This window comes from Mesopusillimonas faecipullorum, assembly GCF_020539505.1.
GTDB classification, from domain to species: domain Bacteria; phylum Pseudomonadota; class Gammaproteobacteria; order Burkholderiales; family Burkholderiaceae_B; genus Mesopusillimonas; species Mesopusillimonas faecipullorum.
This window is the reverse complement of record NZ_JACDXW010000004.1, coordinates 116,870-133,854: the sequence shown is the minus strand read 5'-3', so window position 1 is coordinate 133,854 and position 16,985 is coordinate 116,870. Positions and strand designations below refer to the sequence as shown.

Here is a 16,985-nt window from a genome sequence, read left to right as displayed (position 1 = left end):
CCGCAGTCAGGGCGGCAGGACAGCCCGCTTTTAATCTGTGGACGGTGAATCGGAAGGCTTGAGATAAGCCGCGATTGCACTTTCTGGATTAGGCGCACGCAGGGAATCGACATGCTCGAAACCGCGAGCCAGCAGGTTTTGTTCGCGCCAGATATTGCCACGCAGGCCGAACAACAGCGAGATCAGGATACCCACAATATTGGACAAAGTCTCTGCAATCGGGGGTTCGGCAATCGCGTCAAGAATTATGCCGATGGCAAAGGCCAAAACCAAAACCGTCACACCCAGTTTCCACAATTTTTTGACGAAGGCCCAAATAAAATTGAAGAAAAATGCCGGCCAAGACCAGCCCTGTTTGATGGCTTCGACTGTACCGACGGGGTGTCTGAATATCCTGTACTGCTTCATGAAACATTCCTGTGTGCGGATGCGGCTATGGCTTGGACAAAAGATGGCGATAGCCCTCGAACGTGGAAGGCCATTGCAAGCGAAAACCCAGGCCGGTGATACCTTGATTGGATAAACGTTTGCCAGTTGGAGGTTCGTGCAGCCCCCTGGCTACGGGGGGAGCCTTTAACCACGTCGCAAGTGTATCGTACAACTGGGCGATTTCCATGGGCGTATTGTCTACGCCCAGATAGATGCCCGCAGGCACGCCTAGTCTCAACGCCCAGGCGCACAGATGGACGGCGTCATCGTCATGCAGACGATTGACCCAGTGCCCTTCTCCGCTGGGAACCACCGCACGGCCTGCTCGTAAGCGTTCAAATAACTGGACTCGCTGGGGGCCGTACAAACCGGCCAAGCGCAGAATCACTAATTTATCACCCAGAGCCTGATGAAGAAATTGCTCGGCGGCAAGCAAAGCCTGCCCATTGAATGCCGGCGGCTCAGTGGGGCTGTCTTCATTCACCCACTCGGTGCCAGGGGCATACACAGCCGTCGAGGAAACGAAGACAAAACGCTGCAAAGCGGATAGATCCAGACGGTCGATGAGACGCTGCAAGGCCTCTTGATAAACCGCCCGGTAAGCCTGTGGCGTACGCCCAGAAGGTGTGGCGGTATACAGCACGTGGGTCGGGGAAGCGGGCAGTTTCCATGTCTGCGCCTGAGCAAGGTCGGCAGTAAAAGACATATCGAAGGGCGAAACCCCGGTGCGTGGCGTACGACGTACGGCCCATTGAGATCGCGCGGTGGATTTCATCTGAGCGGCGCAGCCGGTGGCCAGCTTGCCCGCCCCTGCGTAAAGAATGTCCATGCTTGGTTTCCCACTGAGTTTGAGAAAAGGCGGTTTCCGGCCTTTGCCATGCCAACCTATTCAGGCATGGAGCCAACAAGCAAACGAGTCTACACTACGAGACTATCGGCGCCCTGATGCGCGCTTTGTGGCCATTGACTCAAATGAAAAACGACAACTTGCACATACGCCTGCGGATGCGCCTTTATCGCGATCAGGTGATCGCCGTCGGCCCAGGCAAAATCACTTTGCTGGAAGCCATAGACCAAACGGGTTCCATATCGGCTGCCGCACGCCACCTGAATATGTCTTATCGCCGCGCTTGGTTGCTGGTTAATGAAACCAACAGTTCCATGACCAAACCCGCCGTGGTGTCTTCGGAAGGCGGCGCCTCGGGCGGCGGCACTCGCTTAACCGACACTGGCCGACAGCTGATTCAGCTTTACCGCAACGCAGAATCCAAAGCGCTGGCGGCTGCCAAAGAAGATCTGGACGCGCTCGCCAAGCTGGTTAAGGCCTAACTTCCCTTACGCTTGTCGTCTGCAGCAAGGGTATGCGAGAATTCGTTATATTCCAAAATACATAACGAATGAATTCCTCTGTCGCACCCTTCGATTGGTTTCCGCTCATACTTTCACTGAAAGTCGCGGCTTGGGCTACCGTGGTGGCGCTTATGGCGGGCACAGCACTGGGTTGGTTATTCGCCCGCTACCGTTTTCCCTGCCGCTCATTGCTGGAAGCTTTGCTGGTTCTGCCTATGGTGTTGCCGCCTACCGTGGTGGGCTACGGCATTCTGGTGGCGGTGGGGCGCAATAGCCTGATAGGCGGATGGCTGGAGCATTATTTCGACTACACCCTTATTTTCAATTGGCAGGGTGCGGTGCTGGCCTCTGCCATCGTAGCCTTGCCACTGGTCTTCAAATCGGCCACCGCCGCCTTCTCCACCGTTGATCACGATCTGGAAAGCGCCTCTACCACTTTGGGGCAATCGGGCTTCTCTACCTTTTTACGCGTCAGCCTGCCCTTGGCGTGGCCGGGTATTCTTGCCGGCACCATGCTGGCCTTTGCTCGCGCCATGGGGGAATTCGGGGCTTCGTTGATGGTAGCGGGTTCTATACCAGGGCGTACCGAAACGCTTTCCATGGCCATTTACAACGCCAGTCAAGCGGGCGACGACAGCCGTGCGCTACTACTGGTGATGCTTACCTGTGTGATATCCGTAAGCATTCTGCTGTTGTCCAACCATTTCCTCAACCGTTCAGCATCTCTGCGCTAAGGAACTCTCATGCAAAAACGTAAACTACTCATAGGCTTGGCTCTTGGCCTGGCCAGCGCCAGCCTTTCGGCCCAAACCCTCATCGTTTCAGCCGCGGCCAGCCTCACTAATGCCTTTAAAGAGATCAACACTCAATTCGAGAAAGCCCATCCGGGTGTCAACATCGAAATGACGACGGGCGCCTCGGGCAGCCTGCTGCAGCAGATTCAGCAAGGCGCACCCGCCGATTTGTTTGCCAGCGCAGACCAGACCACGATGGATCGCGCCGCCAGCCAAAACCTGATCGACCCCGCTACACGCACCGACTTCGTGACCAACAGTCTGGTACTGATCGTGCCGTCGCAGTCGGAATCCAAAGTGGAAAGCGTGGACGCCTTGAAAGACGCCTCCATTCAACGTATTGCCATTGGCAAAACCGACACGGTTCCCGTGGGCCGCTACACCAAGCAGGCACTGGAAGCCTCGGGCGATTGGGAAACCTTGAGCCCCAAATACATTCCCTCTGACAACGTACGCCAAGTATTGGATTACGTGGCACGCGGCGAAGTGGATGCCGGCTTTGTGTATCGTACCGATGCCGCCCTGATGGCCGACAAGGTAAAAGTCGTTGCCACACCTAAAACCCATGCCCCCATTACTTATCCCATCGCCGTCATCGCGGCCACCAAGGAACCCGCTGTCGCCAAACAATACATACAGTATCTTTCCAGCGATGCAGCACGCGAAGCACTAGCGCGTTACGGCTTCGGCAAACCCTAAGTCGCTGTACGAGCCCCGCATGATAGATCTGGACATCCAGCTGACATTGTCTGATGCGCGCAGGCGCTTCGAGCTTTCAGCACGCCTGAGTACCGAGGCGCGTTTCGCTGTGTTGTATGGCCCCTCCGGGTCCGGCAAGACAACGACGCTGCAAGCCATAGCGGGCTTGCAGCAGCCTACCGCCGGGCGCATCTGCATTGATGGCCAAACCTTGTTTGATCATGCGGGCAATATCAACGTACCGGGCCGGCAACGACGGGTCGGCTACTTGTTTCAGCAGTACGCACTGTTTCCTCATCTAAGCGTGCGTGCCAATGTCGAGTTTGGCCTAACCTCTTGGTACAAACGCCGACCTAGCCACGAGCAAAGAGACCGCGTTGAAGCCCTACTTGAAAGCTTCGGCTTATCAGCCATGGAAAACAGCCTGCCCCGCTCTTTATCGGGTGGCCAGCAGCAACGCGTAGCGCTGGCGCGAGCCTTGGCTTGCGAACCAAGAATACTGCTGTTAGACGAGCCATTTGCGGCCCTGAACCCCATGCTAAAAGACAGCTTGCGCGCCGAGCTGGCCGCTACCTGCCAGCAGTGGGGCATACCGGTCTTGATGATCACTCACGACCCGGAAGACGTAGTGCAGCTGGCGCAAGTGGCCTTCGTGTTCGAAGCAGGCCGAATCGTGCGCGAGATAGACGTCGAGAATGGGCGGATGAAGGAACATCTGGCGCAGTCACTGGGGCAGTCGCCCGCACCAATAGACCCAAGACGGCAAAAACTGAAGGCGTGGCTGGGATAGAGGCAACGCAAACCACTAAAGCTATGGCTTTGGCCTGATCCACCGCACTTATTCGTCGCCACGCCTTTTGGCCTGACGCGCCACTTTAGCCAGCAAGCCCATTAGCATGTCGCGCTCGTCCAGCGTCAGCTCTGTGGCGATCATGGCTTCGTGTTTGTGTATCAACTGGGTAAGACGCTGCAGCTCGGCCACCCCTGCCGGGGTGACAGCCAAAGCGTGGCTACGCCGGTCTCCGGGGATGGAGCCGCGCTCAACAAAGCCCAAGGCCTGTAGGCTATCGATAACCTTGACCACACTGGCGCGGTTGACGCGCAGGTGTTCAGCCAGCTCGGACTGCTTGATACCGGGATAGTTGCCGATAAGACTGAGCGCGGTCATGCGCCCTGGCGACAAAGATTGAGGGCCAAGCAGCTCGAACAGCATTTCGTAGCAGCGCACCTGCGTCTGCTTGATTTGATAGGCCAGCGAGTCAGCCAGGGGGTTGATGCCTTCCTGCACTGGCTCTGCGAGGCCGCGAGAGCTTACTACCTTTTCCGTTGCCATCTCTTTCGCCGATACATTCGGGCCTGTTGCCGAACCCGTCTGGCCCTGCGCCCAACTGGCGCACTATACCACTTGTATCCGCCGCAAAGTTTAGAGCGCCACGCGCTGCAATAAGGCCATCAGTTGCTTGCGCTCATCTACGCTCAGACGAGCACTGATCTGCTTTTCGTATTGGCGGCTCAAACGTGTCAGGCGACGCAATTCGTCGTAGCCCTCGGGCGTGACTGCCAGCGCATAGGTACGGCGGTTATCCGGGATCGATTGCCGCTGCACAAAACCGCGGGTTTCAAGTGTGTCTACGACCTTGACCACCGCCGCACGCGTGATGCTGAGCATCTCGGCCAGTTCAGACTGGCTGATGCCGGGCTGCTTGGCAACCAGACAAAGCGCCGTCATGCGGCCAGGCGTAATGGATTCCGACCCAAGCAGGCCGAAGAGCACCTCGTAGGTACGTACCTGGGCACGCTTGATGATATAGCCCAGAGAGTCGTCCAGCATGTCGAATTCCTTGGACAAAGTGCTGGCATGGCGCGGTGTGCGCGTGACACGCCTTTTCTTTTCGCTCAGTTCGGGAACCACATTTTTTTCGTCAGTTTTATTTTTGGACATGTCGGGGCAATCAAGGGTTTGCACTGATAGAGAAACAGACTACGGGGCAGATATCATACGAACCATGTTAACGCAGTTAACAATAAACCACCCTGACATCAACCCGCAACGTGGTTTACCCGGAGACAAATAATGAAACTCAAGAAACTTGCCCTTGCCACCGGCCTGCTGGCGGCGGTGACATTCACGCCGGCTCAAGCCGACATCAACATCGGCGTCAGCACATCGCTTACGGGCCCCGGCGCTTCGTTAGGGGTTCCAGTACGCAATGCTACCGAATTCTGGCCTACCGAAATCGCCGGCGAGAAGATCAAGGTGCAGATTCTTGACGATATGGGCGACCCCACCGCCGCCACCAAAAACGCCTGGCGCTTCGTGGAAGACAAAGCCGACCTGATCGTGGGTGCGGCCAACACCCCCGCCACCATCGCTATCGCTCAAGTCGCCAACGAAGCCGGCATCATGCAGCTTTCGCCCGCGCCAGCCGAACTTCCAGAAGGCAAAGATCAATGGGTGTTCCGTGTGGTGATGAACGCGCGCTACTACACCGACGGCCTGATCGAGCATATGAAGAACAACGGCGTCAAACGTCTGGGCTTTCTGGGTTTGTCAGACGCTTATGGTGAATCCTATCTGCAAGCCTTCAAAGAGAAGGCTGCCGCAGCGGGCATAGAAATCGTGTCCACCGAGCGCTTCACCCGGGCAGACAACAGTGTTGCCGGCCAAGCCCTGAGCGTCGTCGCCAGCAACCCCGATGCCGTTATCGTCGTCGCCATCGGCGGCGGCGCCGCCCTGCCCCAAAAAGCACTCAAAGAGCGCGGCTATCAAGGCAAAATCTATCACTCCCCAGCCTCGGTATCGCCTGATTTCCTGCGCCTGGCGGGTGCTGACGCCAAAGACGCCCTGATCATTTCCGGCCCCGAGCAAGTGCCCGAGCAATTGGCCGATAGCCACCCTGGCAAAGAAAACGCGCTGGCCTTCGTCAAACAGTACGAAACCAAGCACGGCCCGGGTTCGCGTACCCAGTTTGCTGCCCACATCTACGACTTTGGTCTAGTGCTTGAGCAAATCGTGCCGGTAGCCCTGAAAACAGCCAAGCCCGGTACTCCTGAATTCCGTAAGGCGCTGCGTGACGCACTGGAAAGCTTTGGCCCCATTACCGTGACCAAGGGGGTGCTGCACTACACCCCGACCGATCATTGGGGCTTTGGACCGGATGCGCGGGTCATGCTGACTCCCAGTGACAACGACTGGAAGCTGGTGAACTAATCGGCACCCTGGTGGGGCGGTCGTTCGTACTCCATGACGAACGCCTGCCCCACTTCCTTTTTTGCCCGAAAAACTTCCTGGGCTTGCTTCACCCAGCCGCACATACCGGCCCGCCACCATGAACTCATTCCAAATCAGCGCCATCCTCGTACAGGACGGCATCACCACAGGGGCCATCTATGCCCTGCTGGGTATGGCCTTGGTCCTGTTGTTTGCCGTCACCCGCGTCTTGTTTTTTGCTCAGGGCGAATTCGTCGTCTTCGGTACGCTTTCGCTGGCTTGGCTGCACGCCGGTCGAGTACCAGGCACGCTTTGGCTGGTTGTCGGCCTGTCATTCCTGGCAGGCCTGCAAGACCTGGTCACGGCCTGGCGCGATGGCAACCGTCATCTCATCCCGCGCATATTGCTGTTGAACTTTGCCCTACCCGTCGCCTTGGCTGCGGTTGTCGTATGGGCTGCGCCACAGAAGATGCCCTTGCTATTGTCTTGTTTGGTCAGTCTTTGCCTTGTGACCGCCTTGGGACCACTTGTTTACCGCCTGGTTTACCAACCCATGGCCAACGCCAGCGTACTGGTTCTGCTGATTATCTCGGTGGGCATACACTTCGTGCTTGCAAGCCTGGCCTTGCTGTTCTTCGGGGTAGAAGGCTATCGTACGCCCGCCTTCTGGACAGGTTCCTTGCAAATGGGCTGGATGCGATTCAACGGCCAGAGCCTTATTGTGGTTGCCATCACCACCCTGCTCATTCTGAGCTTGGCATGGGTATTCAGCCGCACCCTGTATGGCAAAGCCTTGCGCGCTGCCGCTTCCAACGATGTGGGCGCACGGCTGCTGGCCATCTCGGTCTCGTTCTCGGGTCGCACTTCCTTCATGATTGCAGCCTTCATCGGCGGCTTGTGTGGCGTGCTCATCGGGCCCATCGTCACCATCTACTACGACTCCGGCTTGTTGATCGGCCTGAAAGGTTTCGTCGCGTCGGTGGTCGGTGGCCTGCACAGCTATGCCTTGACCTTGGTGGGCGCGCTGGGCATAGGCATTATCGAGTCCTTCACCTCGTTCAAGCTCAGTGCCTACAAAGAAGCACTGGTCTTTCTGCTGATTATTCCCGTGCTGCTGTGGTTGTCCTTGCGTAGCGGCCCCCAAGAGGAGGGCAACTGATGAAGCGCGCCATTCTCGCTGCCGTCGCAGCCATCATCATCTTCCCCCTGCTGCCTGTTCCTGAGTTTTGGTTCACCCAAGCCAACTATATAGGCTTGTATGCCTTGGTCGTATTGGGTTTGGTGGTTCTCACAGGCATTGCCGGCCTTACTTCATTTGGCCAAGCCGCTTTTGTAGGTTTGGGGGCTTACGCTACGGCCTACCTTACCAGCCACTATGATGTGTCGCCCTGGCTGACACTGTTCGCCGGTCTGATCATTACCGGCGGCAGTGCCTTGCTTATCGGTGCAATCACGCTGCGCATGTCGGGTCATTATCTGCCCCTGGCCACTATCGCCTGGAGCATCGCCTTGTTCTACCTGTTCGGCAGCATCAGTTGGCTGGGGAAATATGACGGCATTTCCGGCCTGCCTGCCATTAACCTGTTCGGCTGGACTTTAGGCAACAGCCGCAGCATGTACTGGTTGATCTGGCTGTGCGTCTGCCTCTCAGCCTGGGCGCTGCTTAACCTGCTGGACTCCCGCCCCGGACGCGCCATACGCGCACTCAAGCACAGCATACAAATGGCTGAATCCATGGGCGTCAATACGGCTCGCACAAAGATCATCATCTTTGTCATCGCGGCACTGTTGGCTTCCGTTTCAGGCTGGTTGTTTGCACATTTACAGCGCGCCATCAACCCTACCCCATTTGGCCTGAGCGCCAGTTTGGAATACGTCATCATGCTGGTGGTCGGCGGTATGTCTTCGATTTGGGGAGCGCTATTAGGTTCGGGTGCCGTCAAAATATTGCAAGACCAGTTGCAAGTCATCATGCCGGCCCTCTTCGGTCGCGCCGGCAGCTTCGAGGGCCTGGTTTTCGGCTTGCTTCTTATCCTGTTGCTGCGTTTTGCCCCTGAAGGTTTATGGTCCTGGATAGCCAAGCTTTGGAACCGCCCCCTGCGCAAGCAGCTTCCTTCCGCCCAGCAAGTCATTACGCCACTGACGCATCGCACCGTTAGCCAAGCCGGTGAAACCCTGTTGCAGGTAGACGACGTGCGCAAGCGCTTTGGCGGCTTGGTGGCAGTCGATAAAGTCAGCTTCAAGGTTGCCGCAGGCGAGATCGTAGGGCTCATCGGCCCTAACGGCGCAGGTAAATCCACCACTTTCAATCTGGTCACGGGCTTGCTGCGCGCCAGTGAGGGGCAAGTGCGTTTCAAAGGTCAACGCATAGATGGCCTGCCCTCTCGCGAAATTGCCAAACTCGGCGTCGCGCGCACCTTCCAACACGTCAAGCTGGTTCCCGAGATGAGCGTGCTTGAGAACGTGGCGCTGGGCGCGCACTTGCGTACCAGCGCCGGCGTGTTCTCTGCCACCTTGCGCCTGGATCGCCGCGACGAAGCTGCCATGTTGAAAGAAGCCGCACACGCTCTGCAACGTGTGGGCTTGCAAGACCTGATGCACCTGGAGGCCGGCAGTCTGGCCCTGGGGCAACAGCGATTGCTTGAGATTGCACGGGCCCTGTGCTGCGACCCGGCCCTACTACTGCTGGACGAGCCTGCCGCCGGATTACGCGCCTTTGAGAAGCAAGCTTTGGCCGAACTGCTTTCTTCTCTGCGTGCGGAAGGCATGGGCATCCTGATTGTCGAACACGACATGGAATTCGTCATGCGCCTTACCGACCACATCGTTGTCATGGTCTTCGGACAAAAAATCGCTGAAGGCAAGCCTGCCGAAATTCAACAGCACCCAGCTGTACTGGAAGCCTATCTAGGAGGCGTGGAATGACGCAAGGCAATATTCTGGAAGTCCGCGACTTCAGTGCCGGCTACGGTAACGTAACTGCGCTGCATGAAGTCAGCTTGGAGGTCGCTCATGGCAGCATCGTTACGGTGATCGGCCCCAACGGCGCAGGCAAATCCACGCTGCTTAACGCTTTGATTGGTCTGGTGCGCAGCACCGGCGAAGTACGCTTCGACGGTCAAGCCCTGACACGCCGCAACGTGGAACAACGCGTCATGGACGGCATGTCGCTGGTGCCCGAGCAACGCGCGCTGTTTGCCGACATGAGCGTCATGGACAATCTGCAACTGGGCAGTTTCAGGCGCCAGCGAGCCGGTGACAAACAGCCTATGGACCAGCTTGAATGGGTATTCACCTTATTCCCACGTCTGCAAGAGCGCGCCAAGCAGTTGGCCGGCACGCTTTCGGGCGGCGAGCGTCAAATGCTGGCGGTGGGCAGAGCCCTGATGGGCAAACCCAGGTTGCTGATGCTGGATGAACCCAGTCTGGGCTTGGCCCCCCGCATCGTCAAAGAAGTACTCGATGTCGTTGCGGGCCTGCGCGAGCATGGCGTGTCCACGCTGCTTATCGAACAAAACGCCCGTGCCGCCCTGAAGTTGGCCAACTACGGCTATGTGCTTGAAAACGGCCGCATCGCATTGCAAGGGCCGGCCCAGGAATTGGCCGATAACCCGCGTATCGCACAAAGTTATCTAGGCATCTCCGGCACCGCCGAGGCCTGACACCACACTTTTTTCAGATATCTCAGGAAACTCCCATGACTCAAACTCAAAACCAACACGACCTACTGGACGTCCAAGTTGATGGCCCCATCGCCACGCTCACGCTCAATCGCCCAGAGAAGCGCAACGCCTTGAGCCTGCGCGTGGTGGAAGGCCTGCGCCAGGCTTTTGAGTCGCTACCCGATACCGTTCGCGTTGCCATCCTGGCCGGAACAGGCCCGCACTTTTGCGCCGGCCTCGACCTCTCCGAGCTTTCCGAAACTTCTACCGCCGAAGGCATACAGCATTCGTTCAAATGGTACGAAGCCTTCAGCAAAATCCAGTTTGGCCGTTTCCCGGTCATTTGCGCCATGCAAGGCGCCGTGGTGGGTGGTGGCCTGGAACTTGCCTCTTCCACCCACGTTAGGGTCGCCGATGAAACCACCTACTTTGGCCTGCCCGAAGGTCAACGCGGTATTTTCCTGGGCGGTGGCGGCTCTGTGCGCGTTTCCAAGTTGATCGGCTTTTCGCGCGTTACCGAGATGATGCTGACCGGCCATGTCCTGAATGCCCAAGAAGGGCTGGCCATCAATTTGACGCACTACGTTACCCCCGCAGGCCAAGCCATGCAAAAAGCTCGCGAATTGGCCGAGCGCATTGCTTCCAATGCACCGCTTTCCAATTACGCCATTACCAACGTGTTGCCGCATATCGCCGAACAGCCCATGGCCAACGGCCTGATGACCGAAGCCCTGATTGCCGCCATTACCCAAGGCGCGCCGGAGGCAAAGGAAAGAGTCAACGCTTTCTTGGAAAAACGCGCCGCCAAAGTCACACCGCAGTCCTGATACCCGGAGCCCTTCATGTCGAGCCCCACCCTCCAACAGGCCGCTTTCCGCGAGCTGGCGCTTGGTCCCTACGGTGCCACCGTCCAGAAACGTGCCGATGGCAGCATCATCTTGGAAAGCACGGACCCGCTGCGCGATTACGTTGCCACCTACAACACGCTGCTGCCCCATTGGGCAGAACACAAGCCCGATCAAACCCTACTGGCTTGGCGTGGTCAGGATGGCGAATGGGAACGCCTCAGCTATCGCCAGATGCTGGATCGCGTCCTGCCTTTAGCCCAGTATTTGCTGGGCCAGAATCTCAGTGCCGAACGACCGCTGCTCATTCTGTCTGAAAACAGCGCAGAGCACGCGATGATCATGCTGGCCGCCATCCATGTCGGCATCCCTTTCGTGCCACTGTCTCCCGCCTATTCTTTATTGGCGCCAGGCGCAGAGCGTGTCTTGCACGCCGTCAAACTGCTGACGCCGGGCTTGGTGTTTGCTCAGGATGCCGAGCGTTATGCCAACGCCATAGAAAAAGCCGTCCCTGCCGACACGCCGCTTGTTTTCGCGAACGGCACTTTACCAGGCCGACTGTGCACGAGCTTGTCGGAGGCACTGCAAACCCAGCCTGGCGAGGATGTGGACGCTGCCTTCAAGGCCGTCACGCCCGACACCATCTTGAAGTTTCTGTTTACCTCGGGGTCCACCAAGATGCCCAAGGCCGTCATCAACACGCATCGTATGATGACAAGCAACCAACAGATGCACTTGCAGTACTACCCCTTTCTGGTGGAAGAGCCGCCAGTGCTGATGGACTGGATGCCATGGCACCACACAGCGGCGGGTAACAACAACCTGGGCAATATCCTGGTGCATGGCGGCACGCTGTATATAGATGACGGCAAACCCACGGACGACGGTATGGCGCAAACACTGCGCAACCTACGGGAAGTGGCTCCCACGGTCTATTACTCGGTGCCCAAAGGCATGGAGATTCTGGTCCACGAGATGAGGCGCGACCCCGCTTTGCGCGACCAGTTTTTCAGTCGTCTGCGACTGATTTTCCCCTGCGGCGCTGCCATGCCCGGCCCACTGAAGCAAGCCGTGGATGAACTGGCCATCGCCTCTTGCGGTATGCGCATCCCCATGACCATGGGCCTGGGCATGACCGAAACAGCGCCCTTTGCGATTTCCGCCCACCTGCCCGATTGGCAAGCCGGCGTCATAGGCGTGCCAGCCCCCGGTTGCACCGTCAAACTGGTACCCATGGACGGCAAGCTGGAGGTTCGCTACCGCGGGCCCAACATTACCCCAGGCTACTGGCGTCAGCCCGATATCACAGCCGAAGCCTTCGACGAGGAAGGCTATTTTTGCAGCGGCGACGCAGCCACTTTTCTCGACGAAGACGCCCCTGAAAAAGGCCTGCGTTTCGATGGACGTATCGCCGAAGACTTCAAGCTGGCCAGCGGCACCTGGGTCAGCGTGGGGAATCTGCGCATACAGGTCATCAGCGCAGGAGCCCCGTATATTCACGATATCGCGCTGACCGGCCACGACCGCGACGAATTGGGCATGCTCATTTTCCTGACCCCTATGGCAGCCGAACTTGCCGGCTTGCCTGAAGGCAGCCCTATGGCCGACATCGCTCAGCATGTCAAAATCCGCACATGGGCTCAACAGCTGCTGGATACCTTGGCAAGCCAGGCCAAAGGCAGCTCGCAACGCATAGCGCGCGCATTGATCCTGGAACGCCCCGCCAACATGGCGGACAATGAGATGACTGACAAAGGTTCCATCAACCAGCGCAATATCTTGAAGACACGTGCTGCTGATGTGCAAAAACTCTATGTCGAGCCGCCGCACTCCGAGGTGCTGACGGCAGGCAAGCTTAACTAGGAAACACCATGACGGATCTTAAACAGATAGTCGCCATCGACATTCACACGCACGCGACAGTTTCTACACGCAATGCCCCTGATGAAGTCGCCATTGCCTTCGATGCGGCCATGCAGGCTTACTTCAAAGAAAAAATGCCCCGCCCCACCATCAGCGAAACGGCCGATTACTATCGCCAGCGCAATATGATGGCGGTGATTTTTACGGTGGATACCGAACGCGGCAACGGCCAGGTGCGCATCACCAACGAAGAAGTGGCTGAAGAAGCCGCCCAGCACCAGGACGTGCTGATTCCCTTTGCCAGCATAGACCCGCTGCGCGGCAAAATGGGCGCGCGCGAAGCCCGGCGCCTGATCAAGGATTACAACGTCCGGGGCTTCAAGTTTCACCCCTCGGCCCAAGAGTTCTACCCTAACGACCGCGCCTGCTACGACTTGTACGAAGCCATCGCCGAAGCCGGCCTGCCGGCCATCTTCCATAGCGGCCAGACCGGCGTGGGCGCGAAGATGCGCGGCGGCGGCGGCATACGCCTGAAGTATTCCGACCCCATGTTCCTGGACGACGTGGCCGTCGACTTCCCCGACATGCCCATCGTCATCGCACACCCCTCCTTCCCCTGGCAAGAGAATGCGCTGGCCGTGGCCACCCACAAGCCGCAGGTGTACATCGATCTGTCCGGCTGGTCGCCCAAGTACTTCCCGCCCATCCTCGTGCAATACGCCAACACCATCCTGAAAGACAAAATGCTGTTCGGTTCGGACTACCCCGTACTGACGGTCGATCACTGGATGGCGGAATTCGACAAGCTGCCCATACGTCCCGAGGTCAAGCCGCTTATCTTGCGCGACAACGCCATCCGCCTGTTGGGGCTGGACAAAGACCCGGTATTCGGCCGGTATGTGCGTCTGGCCCCGCCCGCCAATGGGGGGTGCTGCTAAGATGAACTTGGACCAAACACCAGTACTGATCACGGGCGGAGCCTCGGGCTTAGGCGAGGCAACCGCCGTTCAGCTGGCCGCCCAAGGCGCCAAAGTCGCCATTCTCGATATTCAAATGGATCGCGCCCGCGAAGTGGCACAGCGCATAGGCGGGCTGGCGCTGCATTGCGACGTGACCAGCCCCGAAAGCGCCGAGCAGGCGATTACGCAGGCGCGTGAAGCCCATGGCGTTGCCCGCGTCTTGGTCAACTGCGCAGGCGGCGCCAAAGGCCGCCGTGTGGTGGGCAAAGACGGCCCCATGCCGCTTGAGGCCTTCACCAGCGTGGTCAACCTTAACCTGTTTGGCAGCTTCAATATGGCACGGCTGGCCGCCGCCGACATGATAGCCGCCGATCCTTTGGGTGAAGAGCGCGGCCTTATCTTGTTCACCTCATCGGTCGCCGCCTACGAGGGTCAAATCGGTCAAGCGGCTTACACCGCCGCAAAAGGGGCGCTGGCCGCGCTGGCCATACAGATGGCGCGCGAGTTCGCCCAGTTTGGCGTGCGCGTCATGGGTGTGGCGCCCGGCATCTTCCTGACGCCGTTGCTATACACGGCTACGCCCGAAGTCCAGCAGTCCTTGGCCGCCTCTATTCCGTTTCCCAACCGCTTGGGCAAACCCGAAGAGTTCGCTGCCTTGATTGAACACATCGTAGCCAACCCCTACCTGAACGGCGAAGTCATTCGTCTAGATGGCGCCACGCGGCTGGCACCGCGTTAGACGCAGCCGAATCACCGTAGCCTAGGAGCAGCGACGATATGCCGCGCTTTACCCCGCCACTGCGCGATCTGGCCTTCGTGCTGGACGACGTCTTGAACGCCGACCAGCACTTGGCCGCGCTGCCCGCCTGCAAGGACATCAGTAGCGCAGACCTGCAGTCCATTACCGAAGAAGCCGGTCGGTTCGCGGCCAAGGAAATCCTGCCGCTCAACCAAGTCGCCCATAGAGAAGGCTGCACTTGGCATGATGGGCAAGTCCGCACCCCCACAGGCTTTCCCGCCGCCTATGCGCAGTTCAAAGAACTGGGTTGGCCCAGCTTATGCGCCCCCGTCGAAGCAGGCGGCCAAGGTCTACCGCGCCTGGCATTCAGCTTGCTGGCCGAAATGCTGTCGTCATGCAGCCATGCCTTTGGCATGTATGCCTGCATCAACCATTGCGCCAGCGCTTGCCTGAAACATTCGGCCTCGCCCGAGCTGCAACAGCGCTGGCTGCCGCGCTTGGCCACAGGCGAAGTCATCGCTTCCATGTGCATGACCGAACCGCAAGCCGGTTCAGACATAGGTTTGGTATTGACGCGCGCCCAAGCCCACGACGACGGCAGTTACCGCCTACAAGGCAGCAAGATCTTCGCCAGCGGCGCCGAACAAGACCTCAGCGACAACAACATGCATCTGGTGCTGGCCCGCCTGCCCGATGCTCCACCCGGTTCGCGCGGCTTAAGCCTTTTCCTGGTTCCCAAGTTGCTAGAGGACGGCACGCGCAACACTGTATTTTGTGACGGCATTGAGCACAAAATGGGTTTGCACGGTAGCGCCACTTGCGCATTGCGCTTCGAACAGGCGGTGGGGTGGCTGGTGGGCGCCCCGCATCGCGGCCTGGCAGCCATGTTTCCCATGATGAACGAGGCCCGTTTATTCACGGGTTTACAAGCTTTGGGCCTCAGTGAACAAGCACTGCAAAACGCCTTGGATTATGCCCAGGAGCGCCGTCAGGGCCGCGCCCCCGGCAGCAGCGACACCAGCCTGCTGATAGCGCACGCCGACGTCCAACGCATGCTTTTAGCCCAGAAAGCCTGGACCGAAGGGGCTCGCGTCTTCACCCACTGGACCGCCTTGTTGATAGATGTGGCCGAGCACCACCCCGATGCCGTGCTGCGCGAGCGGACGGCTGCGACTGTCGGGCTGCTGACACCAATAATCAAAGGTTTTCTTGCCGAGAACGCTCAACAATCGCTGAGCCTGGCCTTGCAGGTTTTCGGCGGACACGGCTACGTGGAAGAAACCGGCATAGAACAATTGGTGCGCGATGCCCGCGTGCTGACGCTGTACGAGGGCACCACGGGCATTCAAGCGCAAGATCTGTTGTTACGCAAGGTGCTACCCGACCAAGCCCAGCAATTGAATGTTTTGATAAGTGAGATGCATGAGTGGCTGGCAGGCGCTGACCCCAAACATCTGCACGGATGGGAAACCAGCTTGCCTGAAACCTTGGCGTTGCTGCAGAGCCTGACGCAAATGCTGCTGGAACAACAGGACACAATGGCGGCCCTGCAGGCAAGTACCCCCTATTTACGCATTGCCGGGCACGCCGTACTGGCTTATCTGTGGGCGCGCAGCACCTACGCTGCCAGCCCGCAGGCGGCTCAAAGCAGCATCTGGCATCAAGGCAAATTGGACACAGCCACCTATTACCGCACTCAGCTATTACCCGAAATACTGCATCAGGCAGCCGCCTTACGCGCCTTGCCCACGCACACGCCCGTAATTGTTGAATAAATCAAGCCAAGCCCAAGCAGGGTTCAAGCAAACAAAGCCTTGAACTCTGCGGGTATCGGCACGCCGCATAACCGGCCTTCGTCATCAAACTGCGCCCAGGCACGCTCTTCGTAGCCGGTAGCCACCAACCTATCGCCACACTTGACGACGTAATCCAGGCGAAAGCGACGGCTCGCCCACTCGCCTACTTTGGCTTCAATCTGCACATCATCGCCGTAAGTGATGGGCGAGCGAAATTTGGCATGGACATCTACCAGCGGCGTGACCGCACGAAACCGGGCTTTGATATCACGCATGTCCAGACCCAGGCTACGCAAGTACAGGTGATAGGTGGTGTCGAACCAGTAGAAAAAATTCGGGTAGAACACGATACCCGCATCATCACAATCACCCCAGGCTATGGTGAGGTCACGCTTAAACACATCCATGGACATTCCCTAGAGGCAAAAGTGCTCATCATAGCCGTTTCTTGATGGCAGCTGACTTGAGGCTCAATCGGCTTAAATACACTAACAGAAACAAATGGAAACAAACAAGCTCGCTTGTTTTTTACCCTGAAAGCAGACAATTACGAATGAAATTTAAAAGACAAAGAAAGAACTTAAACTGTTTATATGGTTTTTTACAAACAATTCAGCTTCCCCCATACTTGTACGAAG

18 protein-coding genes are annotated in these 16,985 nt (G+C 58.0%); 13 read left to right on the top strand and 5 right to left on the bottom strand.

The features are described from left to right. Positions 1-30: 30 nt before the first annotated feature. Together H0484_RS08940 and H0484_RS08935 are read right to left on the bottom strand one after the other, a co-directional pair. A complete protein-coding gene (locus tag H0484_RS08940; RefSeq protein ID WP_226954235.1) occupies positions 31-408 on the bottom strand; it encodes a DUF2628 domain-containing protein in 378 nt (125 codons plus the stop codon). A 25-nt stretch (positions 409-433) separates the two neighbouring features. Continuing rightward, a complete protein-coding gene (locus H0484_RS08935) occupies positions 434-1,258 on the bottom strand; it encodes an NAD-dependent epimerase/dehydratase family protein (protein WP_226954234.1) in 825 nt (274 codons plus the stop codon). 143 nt (positions 1,259-1,401) lie between these two features. Between H0484_RS08935 and H0484_RS08930 the strand changes: the two genes are divergently transcribed. From H0484_RS08930 to H0484_RS08915, 4 genes are all read left to right on the top strand, one after another. Next, positions 1,402-1,758: a winged helix-turn-helix domain-containing protein gene (locus H0484_RS08930; protein WP_226954233.1), complete on the top strand. Its 357-nt coding sequence runs from the start codon at positions 1,402-1,404 to the stop codon at positions 1,756-1,758. 68 nt (positions 1,759-1,826) lie between these two features. Continuing rightward, positions 1,827-2,513, top strand: a complete 687-nt coding sequence (gene modB / locus H0484_RS08925) for a molybdate ABC transporter permease subunit (RefSeq protein WP_226954232.1) — start codon at positions 1,827-1,829, stop codon at positions 2,511-2,513. Positions 2,514-2,522: 9 nt separating this feature from the next. Further along, positions 2,523-3,272 (top strand): molybdate ABC transporter substrate-binding protein, encoded by a 750-nt coding sequence (gene modA / locus H0484_RS08920; protein WP_226954231.1) that lies wholly within the window; start codon positions 2,523-2,525, stop codon positions 3,270-3,272. 19 nt (positions 3,273-3,291) lie between these two features. Continuing rightward, entirely contained in the window at positions 3,292-4,062 is a 771-nt protein-coding gene (locus H0484_RS08915; protein WP_226954230.1) for an ABC transporter ATP-binding protein, read from the top strand. 48 nt (positions 4,063-4,110) lie between these two features. On the opposite strand, the gene H0484_RS08910 is transcribed toward H0484_RS08915, so the two are convergent. Further along, the gene (locus H0484_RS08910; protein WP_226954229.1) at positions 4,111-4,605 is read right to left on the bottom strand and encodes a MarR family winged helix-turn-helix transcriptional regulator; all 495 of its coding nucleotides are present in this window, start codon (positions 4,603-4,605) and stop codon (positions 4,111-4,113) included. Between the two features lie 90 nt (positions 4,606-4,695). Beyond that, entirely contained in the window at positions 4,696-5,214 is a 519-nt protein-coding gene (locus tag H0484_RS08905) for a MarR family winged helix-turn-helix transcriptional regulator (protein WP_226954228.1), read from the bottom strand. A gap of 132 nt (positions 5,215-5,346) precedes the next feature. Here H0484_RS08905 and H0484_RS08900 point away from each other — a divergent pair, with 132 nt between their 5' ends. The 9 genes from H0484_RS08900 (at position 5,347) to H0484_RS08860 (ending at position 16,326) form a co-directional block, all read left to right on the top strand. Beyond that, positions 5,347-6,483, top strand: a complete 1,137-nt coding sequence (locus H0484_RS08900; RefSeq protein ID WP_226954227.1) for an ABC transporter substrate-binding protein — start codon at positions 5,347-5,349, stop codon at positions 6,481-6,483. A gap of 118 nt (positions 6,484-6,601) precedes the next feature. Next, positions 6,602-7,642, top strand: a complete 1,041-nt coding sequence (locus H0484_RS08895) for a branched-chain amino acid ABC transporter permease (protein WP_226954226.1) — start codon at positions 6,602-6,604, stop codon at positions 7,640-7,642. Then, on the top strand, positions 7,642-9,408 hold the full coding sequence (locus H0484_RS08890; RefSeq protein WP_226954225.1) for a branched-chain amino acid ABC transporter ATP-binding protein/permease: 1,767 nt from the start codon (positions 7,642-7,644) through the stop codon (positions 9,406-9,408). The genes H0484_RS08895 and H0484_RS08890 overlap by 1 nt, the downstream gene beginning before the upstream one ends. Then, positions 9,405-10,145: an ABC transporter ATP-binding protein gene (locus H0484_RS08885; RefSeq protein ID WP_226954224.1), complete on the top strand. Its 741-nt coding sequence runs from the start codon at positions 9,405-9,407 to the stop codon at positions 10,143-10,145. Before H0484_RS08890 ends, H0484_RS08885 begins: the two co-directional genes overlap by 4 nt. 35 nt (positions 10,146-10,180) lie before the next feature. After that, positions 10,181-10,972 (top strand): crotonase/enoyl-CoA hydratase family protein, encoded by a 792-nt coding sequence (locus H0484_RS08880; RefSeq protein WP_226954223.1) that lies wholly within the window; start codon positions 10,181-10,183, stop codon positions 10,970-10,972. A gap of 15 nt (positions 10,973-10,987) precedes the next feature. After that, on the top strand, positions 10,988-12,853 hold the full coding sequence (locus H0484_RS08875; protein WP_226954222.1) for a feruloyl-CoA synthase: 1,866 nt from the start codon (positions 10,988-10,990) through the stop codon (positions 12,851-12,853). An 8-nt stretch (positions 12,854-12,861) separates the two neighbouring features. Next, positions 12,862-13,791, top strand: a complete 930-nt coding sequence (locus H0484_RS08870; protein WP_226954221.1) for an amidohydrolase family protein — start codon at positions 12,862-12,864, stop codon at positions 13,789-13,791. A gap of 1 nt (position 13,792) precedes the next feature. After that, the gene (locus H0484_RS08865) at positions 13,793-14,551 is read left to right on the top strand and encodes an SDR family NAD(P)-dependent oxidoreductase (protein ID WP_226954220.1); all 759 of its coding nucleotides are present in this window, start codon (positions 13,793-13,795) and stop codon (positions 14,549-14,551) included. 38 nt (positions 14,552-14,589) lie between these two features. Further along, the gene (locus tag H0484_RS08860) at positions 14,590-16,326 is read left to right on the top strand and encodes an acyl-CoA dehydrogenase (protein WP_226954219.1); all 1,737 of its coding nucleotides are present in this window, start codon (positions 14,590-14,592) and stop codon (positions 16,324-16,326) included. Between the two features lie 23 nt (positions 16,327-16,349). On the opposite strand, the gene H0484_RS08855 is transcribed toward H0484_RS08860, so the two are convergent. Continuing rightward, positions 16,350-16,754 carry an acyl-CoA thioesterase gene (locus H0484_RS08855; RefSeq protein ID WP_226954218.1) on the bottom strand — a complete coding sequence of 135 codons (405 nt, stop codon included), beginning with the start codon at positions 16,752-16,754 and terminating at the stop codon, positions 16,350-16,352. Between the last annotated feature and the right edge of the window lie 231 nt (positions 16,755-16,985).